The sequence below is a fragment of the Flagellimonas sp. genome, assembly GCF_965233845.1.
Taxonomy (GTDB): Bacteria; Bacteroidota; Bacteroidia; order Flavobacteriales; family Flavobacteriaceae; genus Flagellimonas.
Map to the genome: position 1 here is coordinate 908,876 of NZ_OZ247584.1, position 20,199 is coordinate 929,074.

15 protein-coding genes are annotated in these 20,199 nt (G+C 43.3%); 6 read left to right on the plus strand and 9 right to left on the minus strand.

Annotated elements, in window-relative coordinates; translation table 11 throughout:
* Position 1 precedes the first annotated feature (1 nt).
* On the plus strand, positions 2 to 541 hold the full coding sequence (locus ACO6S0_RS04175) for a 1-acyl-sn-glycerol-3-phosphate acyltransferase (RefSeq protein WP_422351796.1): 540 nt from the start codon (positions 2 to 4) through the stop codon (positions 539 to 541).
* Here the strand turns inward: ACO6S0_RS04175 and ACO6S0_RS04180 are convergent.
* Positions 538 to 1,032 (minus strand): hypothetical protein, encoded by a 495-nt coding sequence (locus ACO6S0_RS04180; protein ID WP_422350753.1) that lies wholly within the window; start codon positions 1,030 to 1,032, stop codon positions 538 to 540. The genes ACO6S0_RS04175 and ACO6S0_RS04180 overlap by 4 nt on opposite strands.
* A gap of 547 nt (positions 1,033 to 1,579) precedes the next feature.
* On the opposite strand from ACO6S0_RS04180, the gene ACO6S0_RS04185 reads away from it, so the two are divergent.
* A complete protein-coding gene (locus tag ACO6S0_RS04185) occupies positions 1,580 to 2,746 on the plus strand; it encodes a hypothetical protein (protein WP_422350754.1) in 1,167 nt (388 codons plus the stop codon).
* Positions 2,747 to 2,860: 114 nt separating this feature from the next.
* On the opposite strand, the gene ACO6S0_RS04190 is transcribed toward ACO6S0_RS04185, so the two are convergent.
* The 6 genes from ACO6S0_RS04190 to ACO6S0_RS04215 all read right to left on the minus strand — a co-directional run bounded on the left by ACO6S0_RS04190 (position 2,861) and on the right by ACO6S0_RS04215 (position 11,710).
* Positions 2,861 to 6,007: an AAA family ATPase gene (locus ACO6S0_RS04190; protein WP_422350755.1), complete on the minus strand. Its 3,147-nt coding sequence runs from the start codon at positions 6,005 to 6,007 to the stop codon at positions 2,861 to 2,863.
* Positions 5,997 to 6,536: an ABC-three component system middle component 1 gene (locus ACO6S0_RS04195; protein WP_422350756.1), complete on the minus strand. Its 540-nt coding sequence runs from the start codon at positions 6,534 to 6,536 to the stop codon at positions 5,997 to 5,999. The genes ACO6S0_RS04190 and ACO6S0_RS04195 overlap by 11 nt, the downstream gene beginning before the upstream one ends.
* The gene (locus ACO6S0_RS04200) at positions 6,511 to 7,878 is read right to left on the minus strand and encodes an ABC-three component system protein (RefSeq protein ID WP_422350757.1); all 1,368 of its coding nucleotides are present in this window, start codon (positions 7,876 to 7,878) and stop codon (positions 6,511 to 6,513) included. The genes ACO6S0_RS04195 and ACO6S0_RS04200 overlap by 26 nt, the downstream gene beginning before the upstream one ends.
* Entirely contained in the window at positions 7,875 to 8,951 is a 1,077-nt protein-coding gene (locus ACO6S0_RS04205; RefSeq protein WP_422350758.1) for a ComEC/Rec2 family competence protein, read from the minus strand. The genes ACO6S0_RS04200 and ACO6S0_RS04205 overlap by 4 nt, the downstream gene beginning before the upstream one ends.
* A gap of 152 nt (positions 8,952 to 9,103) precedes the next feature.
* Positions 9,104 to 10,306, minus strand: coding sequence for a patatin-like phospholipase family protein (locus ACO6S0_RS04210; protein ID WP_422350759.1), 1,203 nt, complete (start codon positions 10,304 to 10,306; stop codon positions 9,104 to 9,106).
* Positions 10,307 to 10,351: 45 nt separating this feature from the next.
* A complete protein-coding gene (locus ACO6S0_RS04215; RefSeq protein WP_422350760.1) occupies positions 10,352 to 11,710 on the minus strand; it encodes an ATP-binding protein in 1,359 nt (452 codons plus the stop codon).
* A 255-nt stretch (positions 11,711 to 11,965) separates the two neighbouring features.
* On the opposite strand from ACO6S0_RS04215, the gene ACO6S0_RS04220 reads away from it, so the two are divergent.
* Entirely contained in the window at positions 11,966 to 15,241 is a 3,276-nt protein-coding gene (locus ACO6S0_RS04220; protein WP_422350761.1) for an SNF2-related protein, read from the plus strand.
* Positions 15,242 to 15,631: 390 nt separating this feature from the next.
* Here ACO6S0_RS04220 and ACO6S0_RS04225 read toward each other — a convergent pair whose 3' ends face one another.
* Positions 15,632 to 16,354: a YebC/PmpR family DNA-binding transcriptional regulator gene (locus ACO6S0_RS04225; protein ID WP_422350762.1), complete on the minus strand. Its 723-nt coding sequence runs from the start codon at positions 16,352 to 16,354 to the stop codon at positions 15,632 to 15,634.
* A 61-nt stretch (positions 16,355 to 16,415) separates the two neighbouring features.
* Positions 16,416 to 16,703 (minus strand): 4a-hydroxytetrahydrobiopterin dehydratase, encoded by a 288-nt coding sequence (locus tag ACO6S0_RS04230; protein WP_422350763.1) that lies wholly within the window; start codon positions 16,701 to 16,703, stop codon positions 16,416 to 16,418.
* Positions 16,704 to 16,923: 220 nt separating this feature from the next.
* Between ACO6S0_RS04230 and ACO6S0_RS04235 the strand changes: the two genes are divergently transcribed.
* The 3 genes from ACO6S0_RS04235 (at position 16,924) to ACO6S0_RS04245 (ending at position 20,181) form a co-directional block, all read left to right on the plus strand.
* Positions 16,924 to 17,520, plus strand: coding sequence for a hypothetical protein (locus ACO6S0_RS04235; protein ID WP_422350764.1), 597 nt, complete (start codon positions 16,924 to 16,926; stop codon positions 17,518 to 17,520).
* Positions 17,521 to 17,539: 19 nt separating this feature from the next.
* Positions 17,540 to 19,120 (plus strand): hypothetical protein, encoded by a 1,581-nt coding sequence (locus ACO6S0_RS04240; RefSeq protein ID WP_422350765.1) that lies wholly within the window; start codon positions 17,540 to 17,542, stop codon positions 19,118 to 19,120.
* Between the two features lie 62 nt (positions 19,121 to 19,182).
* Positions 19,183 to 20,181 (plus strand): hypothetical protein, encoded by a 999-nt coding sequence (locus tag ACO6S0_RS04245; RefSeq protein ID WP_422350766.1) that lies wholly within the window; start codon positions 19,183 to 19,185, stop codon positions 20,179 to 20,181.
* Positions 20,182 to 20,199 lie beyond the last annotated feature (18 nt).

A 20,199-nucleotide genomic window follows, 5' to 3' on the forward strand; every position in this document is an offset into this window, starting at 1 on the left:
GATGCACCGCTTAGCCAAATTTTTATACTTCAAGGTTTTGCGTTGGAAGCTGGTAGGTGCCTTTCCCGATTTGGAGAAATGTGTGATCATCGTAGTTCCCCATACCCATTGGTTGGATTTCTTTTTAGGACTTTTAGTGCGAAAGGTGATCAACAAGGAGATGAACTATATTGGAAAAAAGAGCCTTTTCAAACCTCCCTTTGGCTGGTTTTTTAGATGGACGGGCGGCGCTCCCATTGATCGGAGCAAAAGCTCCAACACGGTGGACAGTATAGCAGAAATCTTTAAGGAAAGGAAAACATTCCGTTTTGCGTTGGCACCTGAAGGAACCCGAAAAAAAGTAACCGCACTGAAAACAGGGTTCTATCACATTGCCAAAAAAGCCCAAGTCCCCATTGTTATGGTCGCGTTTGACTTTGGAAAAAAACATGTAAAGGTAGCGGAGCCATTTCTACCAACAGAGGACATTCAACAGGATTTCAAAAAAATCCGTGCCTTTTTCAAGGGAGTCCAGGGGCGTATTCCTGAATATAGCTACTAGGTTTTTTTAAGCGGTTTGGCCTTGGGTTTCTCCACTTTTTTCTTGTTGCCCGGAAATACCAGGTTGGTGCTTGAATAGCTGCTGCCAAAGGTTAAAGCCGCGGCATATACTTGCTGGATGGCATCAACCACTTGATGTTCTGAAAGTTCCTTCAATGGGTGGGTATACACGGACCAAATAATCTCATCACTCAGGGCGTATTTTACATCCAAAGCGGAATGAAAGTTGGCGACTAGGGCGTTCAATAATTCTTCTTCACCAAGCTTTTCCCGTTCCACAATAGGTGAAATGATCCGCATGCGATTCGCATTTTCATCAAAAACACAGATCAACATGGCCTCATTAAACAAAAACTGGTATTGGTTCCCATTTACTTTGACAGTATCGGCCTCTTTTTCAATAATTTCATAGAGTTTGGTAGGGGTCATTTCTTGGGCAGACAGTATTCCAAGTCCAACAAACATGAAAAGTGCTAGGATAGAATTACGCATAAGATGAACTTTGATTATTGGTCGGTAAATTCCAGACCTCTTTACAATTAGCAGCTTTTAAACAGCGAAACTATTCCTTCATGGTGTGGTAAACGTTCTGTATATCTACATTATCCGTTTAAATTAATGAAAATCAGATGATTAAAGTATTCTAAATAAAATTTGTTCGAAATTAGTTCGGAATTTTTGAAAAAGCACGTCTTGAAAAATGGTCTGGACCTAGGACCAAAACGGCGTGCCTCATCTAGGGTGAAACGGACAGCGCCTTCCGATTTTTAGGGGACTGAAACCTAACTTGGGCGTTTGGTAACAAAACCGAACCCATGACAGGAAGTGCTATGGGTCCCGTATGCCCTTGGATTCCGAACAGCGGACGGTCTTGGGAATTAAATTAGTAAATCGTTGGGCTCTAGAGCTATTTTTTATTAATTTATGCATAATAATATTACATTTAAAGTAGCTTATACCTACATTTCCGTAATTTCGGATTCCCCCATTTCAGTTCGCCCCCAGCACTATTTTTTTTAAAGATCTTCAAAAAAATATTATGAAGAAAATCCTCGTATTACTCCTGGGGCTTGGCCCCGTCCTGTCCATTGCCCAATTCCAAAATAGCCAGCAGCAATCCGTATTGAGTCTGCAAAACGGTGAAATCAAACTGTTGAAGATCAACGGGGGTGAGACCTCCTTGGAATGGACATTTCCGGTCGATAACAGATTGTGGGCCGTTGTTGACCGTGATTCCATCGGCTCTGCCACCTATAAACCCAGATTGACGGCCAACAAGGTCGAGGCACTGTCCGTAAAATTCGGTATCCTGAACATCGAAAAGTTTGTCGATCTTGACAAACTTGATTTTGAGGATAAAGGGGTACTATTGGGGCTGTTCTATATAAACTCCTTTAACCAAGCGATTATGCCCAATGGTTTTCCGGGCAATATCAAGCCCCAAAGACTTAGCTCGGTCAGGACCGGGGTCCAGGTCTCCATGGACAATTTCGATAGGTTTGACCCCGTCGATATGGAAATAAGGGACAGCAAGCCGATAACGGCTTCCCTGTTCTTTAATGGGACGGCGTTCTGTTTTGATAAAAAGGATTACTCGGTGGATGCCTTCTCACTCAATGCCCAAATCGATCCGATCACCTATGACAGAACAGAATTTGGCACGAACTTCAAAAGGTTTGAAGGGGTTGTAAATACCAACGACCAGGTAATCTCCTTTGATGATTTCGATGGGAAATTTGGCCGACTGGAGAACAATGTCAGCAGGGCGTTCCTATCGTTGAGTTACTCACGGTTAAGTAAGAACAAGCTCCGAAGGGACAAGGATTCCCTGGTGGTAAAAAAACTGAAAAAGGACATCAGGCCTTATGTCGTACCTGTTTATTACTTGAGTGCGGAAATCCTTTCCGGAGGAGATACATTTGTCTCCACCATCAATGGTAGGCCAAAGGCAACCGCCGGTGTCGCGATTGGATTTACCGATAAGGCACTTTTTGGGAAACCGGAAGATTACGGCGATGAGAAAAGCGAGGTCGAGGAGAAGGCCATTTTTGGGCGTGGGGAGCAGGCAAGGAAGTACCGGTACGATAAATGGAAGTACAGGTCTTTTCAGCCCTCCTCCTTTCTTTCGATAGGGGTGGATTGGAGCGTGCAAAGCGGTGTTGGCCCAGAACTGAACCTCTTCCTATCGGGCACCGTATCCTTTTAGGCGAAAATCACCAAGGAACTGCCAGGGTACCCTTTGGATGTATGGTCGATAACGGCACTCCCGATTCGTGCTGCTCTAGCAAAAACAATTTCGGACAAGGACAACTGCCATGGCTTATAGGCTGGTTGACCTATTAACGGCAACGTCGGCCCGGACCTTGCCAAAACTTTCGAGTTCCATAAATTTTGACTTGAACAGCTTCGAGGGCATTTTCCTTTTCAAGAGATTATGGAAATTATGGTCGTGTGTCGAAAGGATAATCTGCTTGTCATGCTTCACCACTATGCTCCGCAGTAGGTCGATGGTGGAGAGGATGTTTATACTGTCCATGGATTGGATGGGATCATCGATGAAAATACAATCATATTCCTTCGAGTTTAGTGCCGATGCCAAAAAAATACTCAAGCTTAGTATATTAATCTGGGCGGTGCTGAAATAAAGATTAGGAATCAAGATGCTTTCATCATCGCTGTTTCTGACAAAAACATCTAGGCTAGGGTTCTCCAGATCAAAGTCAGCTTTGAACTCAACTGATTTGAAATCGGGATGCGGGTCAATTTTTCGGTATATCTCATTTATCAACTCCACGTAAAAGAATTCCTTTATCTCTCTTTCAAGGAATTCCTTGGTCCTTTTCACCTCACTTTTCAACAGCGGGGTAACGGTCTTTTTTAGAAAAGTTAGTTCCTTTTCATATTCCTCCTTTGTCATTCGTGCGTTCTCGGATTGCAAAAAGGGTATCAGGTTGGTGGCAAGTTTTTCAAGTCGCTTGAGGTCTTCCAATAATTTTTCGGTCTGTTCCTGTTTTTTCTTGGTCTCTCGCCTTTTTGCCTTCAGTTCATTTAATAATTTGGACTGGTCGGCTTTCTTGATATCTAATGAAAGGCGATTCTCAACATGATGTTCGAACCCGCCTATCTGTTTTTCCAAGTCTTCACTTTGTTGCAGGAGCTTTTTGAGTCTTTCTTCCAGTTGTGACCTGTCGAGTGACTTTAGGGTTTCCTCCAGGGTCTTGATTCTCTCCTGCAAAGCCCTATGGGATTCCATTACCTTCTTAAGGGAGTCTTGGTTTTCTTTGGCCTTCTGTTCCATAGTAGCCTTGGTCAGGGATCTATCTGGGACCTCTTGAATGAACCATTGTCCGACTTTTGTGTAGTCTTCATTAGTGGAAAGTACTTCCAATTCCTCCTCCAATAATTTTACCCTTCCTTTTGCTTCGTTAAGACTTTTCTCCTTACCGGTTAAGTCGTTCTCCTTGATTGTGAGTGCCTCCCGTGCTTTGGTGAGCTCTTTTGAATTTTTGTCTATTCTGTTGGTCAAGTCCTTCCGATAGTCCGATGGTGATTTCCCGTTTGTCCTTTCCAATAAACTGGAACGGGTCTGCTGTACATCGGTCATTTCACGCTGGGTTTTTGCCAGGTCTTTGTCGTACTCCTTGAGTTGGTCGGTAATCTCTGATCTTTGTTCTTTCAGTTTTTCTAGCTGTGCGTCATAATGGGCAATAAGTTTTTCCAAAAGTATTTCCGAGGCACTGTCCAGCTCTTTGATTTCATTGTTCAGTTCGGAGCGTTGCTCCAAAATAATCTTAATGGAAGCGGAAAGTGCTGTATTGTTCGATACCTTGTCCAATAGGGCCTCATAGGACCCGTAACCTTGTTCGCACAAAGGACAGGTATCCATTTGGCTTTTGTTGATGATCTCAAGGCCAGAGGCAATAAAGGCCTCAAGAGTAACATTGAGTTCTTCCTGTTCTTGTATGGCCTTTTGGATGCCTTCAAGCCGTTTTTTAAGTTTGAACCTATTGTCGGCGTTATCCATCAATTCCTTGATGACCTTGGACAATTCTTTGTCTTCAGCGACCGTGGTCAACGCGAATTGACCGTCAAGAGCTTCTTGTCTGATCTGTTCAAGTTCCTTAATTTCCTCAGCAATACCATCCCTTTTGGTTTCGTTTTTTGAAATGGAATCTTCAAGTTTCTTTTTTGCCTTCTCCTTTTGGGTTATATCCAAATTGACTTGTTTAAAGTCCTTCTCCAATTTGGGCAGGGATTCCATATCCTTTTGAAGTTCAGCTTCCCTTTTGACCAGGCTATCCAAGGCCGTTTTTGCGCTCAGCTGTTCCCTTTTTGTCCGCTCAATGTCTTTTTCAAGATTCTCGACCTGTTTTTCCAGTTCACCCTTTATATTTTTCTTTTCCGATAGTCCGGAGCGTACCTTATCGAATTTATTGAAGAGCAACATCAACTTTTTCAGGGCTTCATTGGAAGAACGTAGGTTATCCCTTTCCTTCTCACTATTTTTCAGTTCGTTGTTGGCGGATTGTATCTTTTCAAAGTTCTCGATGTTCCCCTTGACTAAAGAGTTTTCCTGTTGTGTTTTTTGTAAGTCCTTAAGGCTCTGGAAATACTGTTTGATGGACGGAACTCCATTGCCCCCAACTATTGCTTGATCCAAGTATCCCAAAAGGACTTTGAGCTCACTGCGGTCATCGACTTCAATAAGTTCATTGGCCACAAGGTCTTGTAAATCTTTGACCTCTTTCTGAGTGGCAGTCAATGCAATCTTCCTAAGCTTTGGTCCCTGATGGTCCGTGTCTATTTTTTTGACCAATTCATTGACCCCATCCAGAATGTTCCCTTCGTCCAAGCTCTGAATTTTGGATTTGAGCTTATCAATCTCTTCTTTGAGATCTTCCATTTTTTTACGATTGGTCTCCTCTAGGGCCTTGACATTTTGGTAGTACTTGTCCGTGTCTTGGAGATCTGGGTTCTCCATAAATTTTTTGTACCTCAGCTCGCCATCGTCTTCCTTTAAAAAGGCGGATATCCATTCTTGGGAGAGTATTACGCGTCTAAAACTGAGCCTGACCCCATGGCTTCTTGTGGTGTCTGCCTTACTACTGCCATGAACCTTCAATTTCCGTTCAGTAGGGTTTTCCATGCTGGTGGTCAAGTACCGTACATAGGTAGGGCCTGACGCATTGGTATTGCGCAACAAATCGATTTTTTTCTTGCTTTCCCGTACACTCCGCAAACGGTTCAGGGCTTTTTCAGAAGAATTTTTGCGCTGCCATAAGCGGCTAACATTATTCGTAACACCCCATTCTACGGCATCATAGAAGGAGGTCTTTCCGAAGCCGTTCGGAGCATATATGGAAATAAAGTTCAATGGCTCCCCTTCAGAATCCATAAATTGAAATGTGGCGTTCTCCGGTCTATCATAGGCCCTAAATCCCGATATTTCAATGGATTTAAACTTCATTCCCTTTTTTTAAATTTTCCAATAGTTTGTCATAGGCCTTTTGCGCTTCCGGGGTGATTTTACTCTTTTTTAGGGTCTTTCCCTTTAGTACTTCCCGAATCATTGGGTTATGTTCCAATTGGGTCTTTGTCCTTAAATTTTCGGCTCCTATCTGTGTAAGTTCGTTCACGATATGAACCTTAATCGCAGAATGAGAGTCCATAGAACTCTCTATAATGACCTTTCTGCTGGAGAACGTATCGTTTTCGATTTTGTATTTCAGTTCTTTTCCCACGGGGCCGACAACCCTAAAAAATAGATAGATGTTCCATCGTTGGAACTCGTCATCCAATTTGTTCTGGAAATGCAGTGCTATAAAATTAGCGATTTGCTGCCAGTTTTCCGATAGGGCTTCTGCATTTCCAAAGTCTATAAAAAAGCTGTGGGCCAGACTCTTGTCCATTTCAACCGTTTCATGGGTTAGATGCATATCACGGAACTGAGATCTGAAGGCATCTACGGTTTTACCAATCAGGGATGAGTTGTTCATAAAGTTCTTTTAAAACGGTTAGACAATTAGCAAGGGAATCCTGAGTGAAGTCATTCTCAAGCTCTTTAACTGTACTTTCTTTAAAGTAAGATATATTGACATAAGTGTACTTGTCAAATGGAAAATCTGTCGCGGCATCTATTTCCTGCCCAATCTGGCCCTCTTCAAATTCCATTCTGGCTTTGGCGATGTTCCCCGGTATGCGGGCTGGGTCAAGTACTACCATTTCGGAATCTGCTGATTTTACATTGGAACCTACCACCACAATACCATCCCGTAACAACCCAGAATAATCCAGTTTGTGGAGTTCATGCAAGTGATTGGTCCAAAAATCCCCGTTTACATCCGAAAAAAACATTCGAACTCTTTGGAAAATTTCCGGTATGTCCGCAAGGTTATGGACATTGTCCTTGGCAATGTTCAAGATTGTCAAAAGTTCCAGCCACATTTTCCAGACTCCCTGCTTTTGCAATTGGACATCCTGCTGCTCCAACATCAAAAGTTTGTCCCCCAAGTGGTCTTGGATAGACCTCGGAGTGATATTTCCATCGCGGATTTCCCGGGCCTTGGCCTTTAAGATCCTGCAAAGCCTTGTTTTTCTTGCAACCACGTCTTCATCTACCCCGACCTCCATTTTGAATATATCATCACTCAAAAAGGAAAACGAGGCTAGGTAAGCAGGTAGCAATGGTTCTAGCTGGTCTTGAAATGCGTCGTATGCGATTATTTCATCAAAAAACATCATTGGGGAAAAAACCGTCCTTCCCAAAGCGTGTTCTGCAGCGCTCGCCATACCATTTTGAATCCCCAAAACCCGTAAATGGTCTCCCTCAATTTTGAGATAGCCCCCGCCGGACATCATTGCGATGTTTTCCTGTGCGAGTAATTCGGGCAACTGGGCCACTCGACCGTGGTTAGTGGAATTTAGAACCGTAGCGCCATAAATAGAGAAATTCTCTCCTACAGGACGACCTCTTTGATCTCTAGGAAACCCACACAGCCTATAGCCATCTTTGGCATCGATGTTTTTTTCAACATGTAGATCTCCGTACCCTTCGTAATAGGGAATTTTTAAAATAGCGCAGTCGTTTTCTTCATGTGGAAAATAACTCACCCCAAGTTCAGGGACAAAAGGGATTGGCAATTCACTCCATTGCCCCTGGTCAAATACATGCCTGATGATCTGGACCTCGTTGTTCTCAGCACCTGGTTCAACAGCGATCTCATCAAAAAGGTGTTTTGCAGTAAGTATATAGGTATATTCCGTGGTCATAGGCTGGAACAAGCACCCACTGCCATTGGGCAATTTGACCGAATATCTGAGTAGGTCGTCATCGTTCATAGATTCACCACGTATTCTGTGATTAGTTTAGGTTCGACATTGGGAAAATCCTTTCTGTCTTGAGGTGTGAGGATACCACTTTTTACTTTGTCGTAATTAAAGAACAGGTTGGCCTTAGGATTCTCGCTCACTACACGTGCAATGGTTGCTTTATGGGGATGACCATGTCTCACACTATTGGTGCTGAATACATAGTTGTCCGTTTTGATAATTTCCAATAGGTGCTTGTGCATATTCGCCTTGCTGCCATGATGGGATACTTGGAAGAGTTCGACCACCAGTGGATTGTTTTTTCCAAATCCCAATGCGTGCAACTGCTTTTTTACTGCTATGGGATGTGAATCGGCTAAAAAAAGGAACCTCTTTCCGCCGTAGGTCATTAAAATGGTAATCGAACTGCCGTTTTTTACACTTCGATCTTGTCTGAAACGAAAACCTTTCTTTTGTTCCAGTGCAATGATATCCTTGATGTCTTGTTTCCAGTCATCAACGTCCGCTGCAGTGTAAATGTCCTCCCCCGTGTTTTTGTAGTACTCCCTCACGAGCTTTCTCAGCTGTTGCAGGGTTGGGGTTAGAACCTCAAGGTCTATGCCGTGGAGTGAAAGTTTCGACCCTGCTCCGATTAGTTTACCGTCCCAGATGCTCCCCTTTGTCAGATACTCCTCGAATTCAAGGGCCTCAGGGACTCCAGTATTTGTATTGCCAGGGAGGTCGACATTAAACGCTAGGTCCTTGTTCTCCTTTTCCTTCAGTTCTTTTGCAATGGATTTGCCCGAATTGAACCAAACCCTTTCTACTAATGCACTGGCCTTTTTGTCCTTGGAAAACCAACTCAAAAATCCTTCAATATGATCATTGTCGATATGGGAAAGCACCAGAAGATCTATTTTTTCCCCGTTGGACCGTATGCGGTCGATCTCTTTCCGTAATGGGCCCTTTCGATTGAATCTGGTGTCGAAATAAGTGGCCGAACGTCCTCCATCAATCACAATATTTCTGTTCTTTGCCTTGCCGTCCCTGTATGTAATGGATATACAGTCACCATTGCCGGCCTTTAAAAATCGTATAGTCATATTAAAATTGGTTAGCTATAATCATCCACAGAAATCAAGCTGAAATAAGGTTGAATGTACATTGCACACCGTTAAATGGATAATGACAAGGGGTGTAAGTTAAAACTTACCATAAAACTATCAATTTTTTGTCAGAATCAAAGTATCCGCTGTCAGATGCCCAAATCGTTCCAATCATCCATTCCCTCGTGAAAATACTTGTGACCAAAACCGTGGACCACGTTGCCGTCACCGTCGACAGTAGTCCTTATGGGTTGGTTGTAAAGTTCCCCGGCGGACCATTTCTCAAAACATTTCTTCAATAGTTCAATATCCTTGTTTTTGGTCAGGTCCATATCAAGGTCATAAAGGGTGTCGATCAACCGATCCAGTTCCTCTGGGTTGTCGTCCCCAGGGTTGCGATGGATCAAAGGAGACAGCCGTATGAATCTTTTTTTGTTGTCCTGTGTGCGTGCCAGTGAATTTTCAAACCTCCAGATATAGGTGATGTAGTTGGCCCAGTCCGGTGGTTCGTAAAGAATTGTCTTGGCTTGGTTCACCACCGTTTTACCAAAGAACCTCAGTCCGAGTCGAGGTTTGGTCTTACGGTGTTTTGTAACATTGATGTATAGAAGGTAAAAATACTTCCGTTCCCGTTTTGAGATAATTTTGTTGGAAGTGCCCAGAGAAACGATGTTGATATCGTCTTTGTTGACACCCAGTGTTATGGCCTCGGTAAAAGCGGCGGCAACGGGGTTATTGAAACCGCCCAGTGCTCCGTCCCAGAGGTAATAAAATCGCTCGGTTCCCCTGGCCTTTATCTTGGCCGGAAAGTCAAAATAGCTTATCGGGGCGTTGGTGGAGCCACTTATCGCTTGTACAAGACTGACCGAATCAAATGACTGGTCTGAAGCACTATAGGATTTGAAGAGCTTGGCCTTGTTATGGAGTGCATCGAAGGTGGTCACTACAAACCGTATGGTGGGTTTGCCCACATATTCCGGAAGGTTTTCCATAGGAATTTTTTCGATATCCTTGAATAATTCCTTGAATCCTGCATATTTTTTCTTGACCGAATATTTTGGCCCAGCACCGAACAGTCCCGTAATATCAGCTGGGAAGTACTTTTCCCAAAAGGTGTTCTTACAGAAAATAAGGTCCCGGTTCTCTTTTTGGTAGAAAAGTTTCAAACATGTCTCCATGTCCCAATTGCAGCATAGTGCCGCAAGAACAATGCTGCCGCCGGAATTGGCCGCTACCAGATCATAATTGCGAAGCAGCTCATGGCCCTTGATATTACCATACCGGTGTTTTAGGGTCAGGAACTGGAGCAGGGACCAGCTGCCCCCACCATCCAACGATAGTATATTGTACATAACAGAATAGGATTGATATTAAAATTAGGGTATTTCATAAATTGGTCACAGTGAATGCTCGGACAAAAAATACGAAACATAATTAGGTAGTTGGGTCCCTAAGCAATAGGGAAGGTTCATCAATAGAAATGATGTCCCGGCGTTTGTCTTGGCCTTTTCGATACGAAACTCACCGGAATACATTCGTATGGCATAGGGATGGCCAGCTCGGTCCATGAACTGGTGAAGCGATTTTAGGGAACCGGTAGCCCCTGATTTGATCTCTATGGGAATTATTCTGTCTCCATAAGAGTACACCAGGTCTACTTCTGATGAGGCCTGTGCCTTTTCACGTACCCAAAAATTAGGTTTTATGTTGCTAAGGGAATTTAAGGAAATGAGCTCTTGGGTCACCAGGTGGGGTATGAGTGCTCCCTTGAAGGCATTTCCCATATCTTCCATGGCCAACAACCTACCTTGGATGTTCAGTGTGTGGTTCACCAGCCCGGTATCCAAAAACTGCATTCGTGGGGATTTTCGAAGGTCCGGTTTAATAGGGGGTTCCAAATCTGTGGTGGGGTAGATCAGTTGAATGATCTTCGCCGCATCCAAATTGCGCATGGCCTCGCCCACTTCCCGGGATCGATAGTTGGAGTTTCCAAAATTATGAAACTTGATCCTTTGGTCTAGATATAAAGGTGCTGTATCCATGATATGCCGAATCACCCGTTGTTCAGTTGTATTAGAGGCATACTTTTCCACATCGTCCTTATAAGTGGCCCAAATGCTTTCGTAAACTTTGGGCAGGTTGGCCAGATTACCATCCCCTATGTCTTTTTTGATTACCTCGGGCATCCCTCCTATGATGGCATAACGGTGAAAGAGTCCCATTAGGATTTTATGGCCCAAGGGGCTTATAGGTGTCTGTAACAGTAGTTTTTGGGCGGCATTGTGGTTGATCGCTGCGAGGTATTCGCTGAAATTAAGGGGATATAGATAGAGGTATTCTACACGGCCCACCGGAAAACTCTCCACATGTCCCATGGCAAATTCCAGTAAAGATCCCGCAGCAATTACATGTAAATCTGGTAATTGCTCATAAAAATAACGCAACTGTTGGATGGCTCTTGGAAATTCTTGGATCTCATCAATAAAGAGTAGGGTCTGTGATAGTTGATCGGCCGAAATGTCCCGGGAAAGCAAAAGGGCCTCTACTAAGGTCGGTACCTCCTCATAATCTTCGAAGAATTCCCGATCTGAGGATTTTTCAAGGTTCAATGGGATAAAATGATCATAGTTCTTGGCGAATTCTTCGACAAGGGTAGTCTTCCCTACCTGTCGGGCTCCCCTGAGGATAAGGGGTTTTCGATCTTCAGCCCCCTTCCATTGTCCTAGCTGCTCAGTAACTGTTCTTTTAAAGGTCATGTTTGAGATAAATGTAACAAAATAAAGGTAAAAATAAATATATTATGTAATATAATAAGGGTAAAATATTTAAAATATTGTAACAAAGTAAAGGTAAAATGCACTGTAAGGAAATATTCCAGTACAAAATCAATGTCGCTTTTGGACCAATATGTTGAGAGGATTTCGCATTCAAAGACCTAGATACCACTGTGACCCCTAATTCTTTTTATATGTATCTTGTATTGGAGCATTATGCCCATAGTATCCAGCAAAATGAGATTTGCGGAAGTGGACAATAATATTGGAATACCTACAGAGATGACTTTTGAAGAAAAGCAACAGATAGCCATTGACTTTGACCATCATTACCATGAATGGCCCTCTCAGGATGATTTTCCCGTGAATGAGGATGGGAGAAGGATTAAGGATGTCATTTTGAACGATCTAGGGAATTCCAAGGAGTACCTTATCATTACTGGCTTCACCTCATTGGCCAATATTGTTGAGATCTTTGGCAATGAGCCTCTGAATATCAAAAGGAAGACCAAGATCTTGTTGGGTTTTGAACCCCAGGTACAGAAGAGAAAATCCTATGCCAGAACGCCCTTGTCGGAGACGATCAAGGAATTTTGGATCGATAAGGGCATAGACGTCCTCAAGGGCGGCATGGTAATCCATACGATTGAGCACATCAAAAAAGGCAATGTCGAGTTCCGCATCAAGGAGCGGCAACATTCCAAAATATATGTAGGTGACCACCATGCCATTCTGGGATCTGCCAATTTTTCCATACAGGGTACAACGACCCAAAAAGAGGCTACCATCCGAGTTGGGTCCCAGCCCGCCTCAGACTCAGAACCGTCCGCAGGCCAAGAGGAGCTGAACTGGTACCAGTACCATAGCATAAAACAAAAGGCACAGAACTTTTGGGCTGAGGGGGAGGCTTATGACATGCAGTCCCTCTTGCGCCAATTGCTTCAAAAGGTACCTTGGGAGCATGCCCTGGCACGAGGGTTGGCAGAAATCCTGGAGGGCAATTGGATCTCAAACTATCCAGAATTTAAGCGTAAAATCGACGATGCTGGCCTTTGGCCCTTTCAAATAAGCGGCCTGGCCAAATCAATGATACTCTTGGACCAACAGGGTAGCGTTCTAGTGGCCGACCCGACGGGTTCCGGTAAAACAAGGATGGTGACAATGTGCATGCTCACCTTGATACACAAGTTATGGGAAAGCGGAAAGAGGGACCAGTGCAACAGTCTGGTACTCTGTCCAAAAAGTGTTGTGGAGAACTGGGAAAAGGAAAGTATGAGTCTCAGCTTTCTCAATACATCCCCAACTTCTATGGGTATTCTGCAAAGAGAGGGCCGAAACAGGAACAAGGCCATAAAGGCACTACGACTGACCAACATATTGGTTTTGGACGAGGCCCATAATTTTCTCTCTAGGAAGACAAACCGCAGCAATGCCTTCAAGGAACACAATGCAAACTATGTCATTCTATCAACGGCGACACCAATTAACAAAAAGGCCGATGATTTACTTCGTATAATTGAATTACTTGGACCTGACAATCTTGGAGACGCTGAGCTTGAAAAGTTGAAGGAACTCTACGGATCCCCAATCCGTGAGACCAAAACGGAGGACCTTAAAAAATTGAACCGGTTTATACAAAAATTCATCTTAAGAAGGACTAAGAAAAGACTAAACCAACTCATAGAAAAGGAACAGGATTCCTACCTGAACAAGTTCGGGAACCCCGCCAAATTTCCGCAGGTACGGAACAGGACCTATAAAACGGCGGAGAGCCAAAAGGACATCAGCATTGCTCGAAGTATCATGGCCGAGACAGAAAAATTAAAGGGCCTTGTCTATTTACGGAAATTCAAGATACCCTCATATATTGACCAAGAAGATATGGATAGGGTCTCTGGTTATTATAAAAAAAGAATACTGTCCGCTACAGCCTTTACCAGTTACCATATACGCAATGCCCTCCGCTCTTCGAGGCCTGCCTTGATGGAACATATTGTTGGGACCAAAAGTGCCAAAGAACTCTTTGACATCAGGGGTGTAAAGCCGGATACAGGGGACATTATCACAAAACTGGAGTCATTTTTTGAGCTCCCCTTGCCCAAATGCGATTATCCAAATATTATGCCCGTTTTGTTGACGGAAAAGAAGTTGTATCACCAGGCCTTAGTTGAAGAGATATCGATTTATCGCAAAATTCTGGAACTGGTCAAATCGATGTCTGACAAAAGGGAAAGAGGTAAGGCAAGACAATTGATCAAATTGATCGATAAACACGGTCTGGTTCTGGGTTTTGACAGTACGGTACTTACCTTGCTCTACCTACGTCAGCTGATAAAAGAGGAGGGGTATTCCGAAAAAGTCCATTTAGTCAGTGGTTCTAGCCTTAAGGCCCGACTTGATGTGCAAGAGATATTTGGGATTGACTCGACCGTGGAACGTGGGCTGGCCCTGTGCTCGGATGTCATGGCCGAAGGCGTCAACCTACAACGTGCCAAGGCCTTGATTCAACTGGACTTTCCCAGCGTTATGCGACTTGCTGAGCAGCGTGTGGGAAGGCTCCACCGTATGGACAGTCCCTATATTTCCATTGAGGTCTATTGGTCCAAGGACACTGAGGCCTTTGCCCTTAAGGCGGATCGCCGCCTGGTTAAGACTACTATTTTGACCAAATGGCTGATTGGGGGCAACCTAGATCTGCCCGATGAACTATTGGAGGGTGAACAAGAACTGATGTCTGCAACCGAGTTCATAAAGGAGTTCAAGCCTTTTGAAAAGGACGATGCGCAATGGCACGGACTCGACGACGCGTTTGACCCATTGTACAGATTGAAAGAGGGCAGTGGTGCCCTTATCAATGAGGAAATATACGAAGAACTAAAACGGACTAAGGCAGCAATACAATGTAGAGTGAGCTTTGTAAACTCAAAGGAGGATTGGGCCTTTATCTGTACCAAGGGTACGGATAAGAGGGCACCATCCTGGCTGTTCGTGAAATCTTCGGGGGAAGTATACCATGAGTTTCCGGCCATTGCACAACTGCTCCGTGAAAACCTACTACAGGTCCAAAATATTGAATGGAAAAAAAATACACTTGACGGGTTCCTGAATATCATTCGTAAGAATGAACGCAATGCAATTCCACACAAGAAAAGAAGAGCCTTGGAGGTGGCCGACTATTTATTGGCAAAACAGGTCCGGGCCGAGGAGGATGAGCATGTGGTCCGACTGATAGAAAGGTTACAAAAGGCCTTTCGTATGGGGTTCCATTTTGATGAAATGGCCATTGATTATTCAAAATTTGCTGAGTTATGGCTGGAAGAACTCAAGCCAATGCTCAAGGAACGTCGTTCGAAGGCGAGTCGGCGCGAACTGGTCACTTTGGAAAATTTGAAGACCCGTTGGGTCAAAAGGTATTTCGAGCCTGAACGCTTGAAGTACATATACGGACATATTCCTTTAATTGACCAATTGGAAAGGCGTATTGCTGCTTGTATTGTTGGCGTAAAGACTTAAACTGCCGAATCACTTCCATTTAAAAGAATTTAGTTTAAGCTCTTATGTTCAATCTTTTAAAAGAGCAGGGTGGTAGGTGAATTTAATATCATACAAATGTTAATTCAATCTATTGAATAGCAATTGTTTAATAATCATAGTACCAAAGAAAAATATACACTTTCATTTGTTCGTTATTAGTTCGATTTTTACTTCAATTTATGTTAAAAAGATACATTTTCAGGAAAACCTTAATTCAACAATGAATTTTCTATCTACAATATTTTAAAATTGTTAATTTCTGATTAATAGTTAATTATGTTTTCTTATCAAGAATTAGGGAAGTTCAAAAAGCATTGAATGTATGATGTACAAATCAGATTATTAAACCTTTACATAAATAACTGATAATCAGTTTATTATGTCATCATTCATATTATGAAAGACGTTCTGCACGTCATCGTCCTCCTCAATCTTTTCCAAGAGTTTTTCTACGTCCGCTACCTGCTCTTCAGAAAGTTCCTTGGTCACTTGGGGAATGCGCTCAAAACCAGAGGAGATGATTTCTATTTCGCGGGATTCCAATTCCTTTTGGATAGCGCCAAAACTTTCAAAAGATGCATAGATATGAATACCATCTTCATCCACGAATACCTCTTCGGCTCCAAAATCAATGAATTCCAATTCCAACTCTTCCGGGTCTAATCCTTCCCCATTTATGGCAAAGTTACATGTATGGTCAAACATAAACTCTACGGAGCCAGAGGTGCCCAGGCTACCATTACATTTGTTGAAGTAACTACGAATGTTTGCCACAGTTCGGGTATTGTTGTCCGTAGCGGTCTCAATTAAAATGGCAATGCCATGGGGTGCGTAACCTTCAAAAAGAACTTCCTTGAAATCACCTTGACTTTTGTCCGACGCCCTTTTAATGGCCCTTTCAATATTGTCCTTGGGCATATTGACCGCCTTGGCATTTTGAATCACGGCACGCAATCTGGCATTGGAGTCCGGGTCAGGACCACCTTCCTTTACCGCTATAACGATATCCTTCCCAATACGGGTGAAAGCTTTGGACATAGCCGCCCAACGCTTCATCTTCCGTGCCTTCCTAAATTCAAATGCTCTTCCCATAAATCTTGATTTTGGACAGCGACAAATTTAGCAAAAAATGCCTCCTTGTCAAGTTGAAGTTCTACCCTTTGGTCACGATCTGTTCAATAGCGCTGGCCAGGTCAAAATCATTTTGGGTGATGCCACCCACATCATGGGTATTCAGCTTTATGGCAAGTTGATTGTAAACGTTTTCCCAATTGGGGTGATGGTTCTGCTGTTCGGCTACAAAAGCAATATGGGTCATCATCGAAAAGGCCTCCTTAAAGTCCTTAAAAATAAAAGACTTGCAAATGCTTTCGCCATCATAGGTCCATCCATCCAGATTTTTTAACTGGGTTTCTATCTGGGTCATCGTTAGTTTGTCCATTTTTTTGATTTAATATAGTGAATAAATACAATCCCAGCCCGCTTTCCCATTCACTTTTCGGCTCCCTTGTTACATTTCCAAAAGCATTTGTTACATATGGAGAAAGACCCAAAAGAAGTCGCTTCTAATTTTGGAACAACGTTGATTTCCATTCCGTAACGGATGGAAATACCTAAGAAAACTTCCCCCTAAAAACAAGGTTAACATTAAATCTAAAATCATGAAAAAAGTTCACTTCATTTTTTTGGCCGTTGTTGCAATGGCATGCACGGTTTTGATTGCTTGTTCTGCAGAGGATGGTGAGACAGGACCTCAGGGGCCACAAGGAATTCCCGGAATTGATGGACAGGATGGGTTAGATGGAACAGATGGCCAGGACGGAACTGACGGGCAAGATGGCAACGCTAACGTAATTTTTTCCAATTGGATGGACGCGGATTGGAATGTTCAAGATGACCCCAGGGCAAAGTCAATGAACATATTGATTACGGAGATAGACAATATTGAGCTTAGGAATAAAACCTTGGTGTTTGTATATCTACAGCAATGGGGAACGTCAAGTATTTATCCCATGCCCAACGCTGGTCGTTGGTCAAACACCTTGTACTCCTATACGTTTGGAAATAATGGGATAACCTTAAACGGTATAACCGTAACACTTATAAGTACCAACGGGGTTGATTTAACTGAATTTCAATACTCAGGCTCCAGAGGAAACAGGTTTCGGTATGTGTTGATTCCTGAAAGTGCCCAATCGGGCAAATTGGACTATTCCAACTATGAGGCGGTAAAATCTTTTTACAACCTTCCAGATTAAACCTTTTAAATCAGTAACAATGAAAAAAATAATAGGATTCATTCTTTTTTGCACTTTGGTAAGCCCTATTTGGGGCCAGACCAAAAAAATGACACGCTTTAATCCCGTTCAGCATGGGTTTAAATTCAACAATAGTTTTAAGAACATCTTTATTGATGCGATAGATTGGAGAACGGGAGGGCTTTGTGGAGGTATGTCCTACGCCTCTCTGGATTATTATCACGCTAGAAACATTTCCACGCCTAAAACTGCGCTTCGCCCCACGGAAGGGAGTCCGTTGCAGAAGTACCTTTATGACCGTCAGGTAACTTCCATAACCTCCAACGTGGATAAATGGGCCGAAATTGGACTTAACCCACTGGGGGCTCGTAATGGAGAATTTTTTAATTGGGGGGTGGAAAACAAACCGGGAAGCCGAATCAACGAGCTACGTCCTTTTATTAACAGGGGACAACCCGTGCCTCTGGGCCTCCAAAGTGTTGGGGAGAAAGATTCCGATCCAGGGAACCATCAAGTGGTGGCTATTGGCTATGATTTTGGAACTGCCCAAGATCTGGCAAATGGAACATACAAACACAAAATGAAAATCTACACCTATGATCCCAACTACCCGAATAGGATTATGACCCTCCGACCCAATTTCAAGGATGAGGTTTTCTACTACGAGGAAGAACCACATATGCGATGGAGAACCTATTTTGTGGATAAGAATTATCGAAAAAAAACACCTTTGAAAACTTCGTTAAGAGATTATCCAAACGATGGAAAAATACACGAACTGGTTTTCGAATTTGGAGTGGGTAAAGATGACCTCAGAGGAGGAAACGACAATTTAAACTTGACGATTTTATATCATAACGCCGCACCGCAAAGGGTGTACAATGTAAACAAAGGGAACAAATGGATAGATGACTATTCGCAATATATAACGGTTCCATTGCGTACTCCTGTTCCTGTTAATATGATTAAATCTGTCCAGCTGAACACCATTTCAGGGAATGACAATTTCAATCTGGATTTGTTGCGGATACATGTCCAAGGTTTCAATAGAAATAGGAAAGTCTACGAAAAGCGCGGGGCCCCATTGAAACGCTTTACAGGTAGGGACAAGACTTTTTTAGCTGTGATCAATAGCAAATCGCCCCAAACAAGAACTGCTACCAGAACATCCACCTCAGGCCCTAACAAGGCTAAGGTTATACCATCAAGAAAACCCATTGATAGATTACGATTCTGGATTAGAACCGGGGATGATGATCTCAGGGGAGGAAACGACAATCTCAATATCGTGGTTTATTATAGAAATGGAGGAACACAGACGATACGGAATGTGAACAAAGGCACCCGATGGAAAGACCATGCTACAACTTCTGTTGATGTAACCCTGAACAAAAAGATTTACGCCACTTCAGACATTTCCAAAGTGGTTTTGCAGACTACTTTTAGCGGAGGTGTAGGTGGTGATAACTGGAACATGAATTACCTGCATATTGAAGCTTTTAAGGGAACTAGCAGAGACAGGGATTATTACAAACGTGGTTCCAACGATACCCGTTTGCATCGCTTTACGGATAAAAACAACTCTTTTGTTGCCAGGTGATGCGATTTATTGTTAAAGGCATTGGTGTTGGAATTTGGGTTAAGTCTGTTTTAAAAACCTCCATGGTCTTTTTGATCATTTCTTGCGGAAGTGATGATGGCGGTGAACCGCCTCTGTCTTCGGTCTGTGAAACAGGTTCCAATCCCAATGTAACCTTTACGAATTCATTTACTGATCTCGATGATATAGCACATATAGAGCCTCTGGGAGAATTGCAGCCGTTCCATAACTTTTCGGCGCATACCTATGTTTTTATTAAACCTGAAGTGACGGAAGTACCCATTTATGCTCCAGTTGACATGGATTTGGTGCATGTCACTTTTAATGGCACGGACTATCAACCCATGTTTCGGGCTAGTTGTGAGGTGGTGTTACGGTTTGGGCATATTACCAATCCAGTTTCTACAATTCGGGATGCAGTGGTGAGCCAAGGTATACCTTTGTTTGATGCCCAGGCTCCAACCTTGGCTAGTTTTTCGGCGGGAGAATTAATAGGAAAGACATCTGGCACAGTTCAGGCAAAGAGCTTTGATTTTGGCGTATATCACTCGGAGCGCTCCCTAACGTTTCTCAACAATGCCCGTTTCCATCCTGTTGAGACTTTTAGGCATGCCACTTGTCCCTATGATTATTTCACGACCGACTTGCGAAATCAGATGTACGACCTTTTTGGACCCAAACCCCTTGCACAGCCCTTAAGTTGTAGAGGCCCACGTGGGAGGGCGGGCACCATTGCCGGGCCATGGTTTGACACGGAAGAAGTTTTTTCAACACCTTATCATGGGCAAACCGAGTTTTCACCATTGCTGGTAGCTACAACGTTACATGGAACGGTCAAGATTGTGCGGGGTACGGAGTCCCATGTTTACAGAACCCTTATGGGAGCTGCTACCCATGCCGATCCTGAGGCGGTTACCACCGAACACTGCTATGAAGTGGAGTCAGGCGGATATTTCTACTTTCAGTTACAGACGGATGGTACTTTGCGGGTTGTCAGGGAAACTTCAGGTAGTTGTCCGTCTGAATTTCCCTCTTCTGGATACATGACCTATTATCGATAAGCCTGAAATACAACAAAC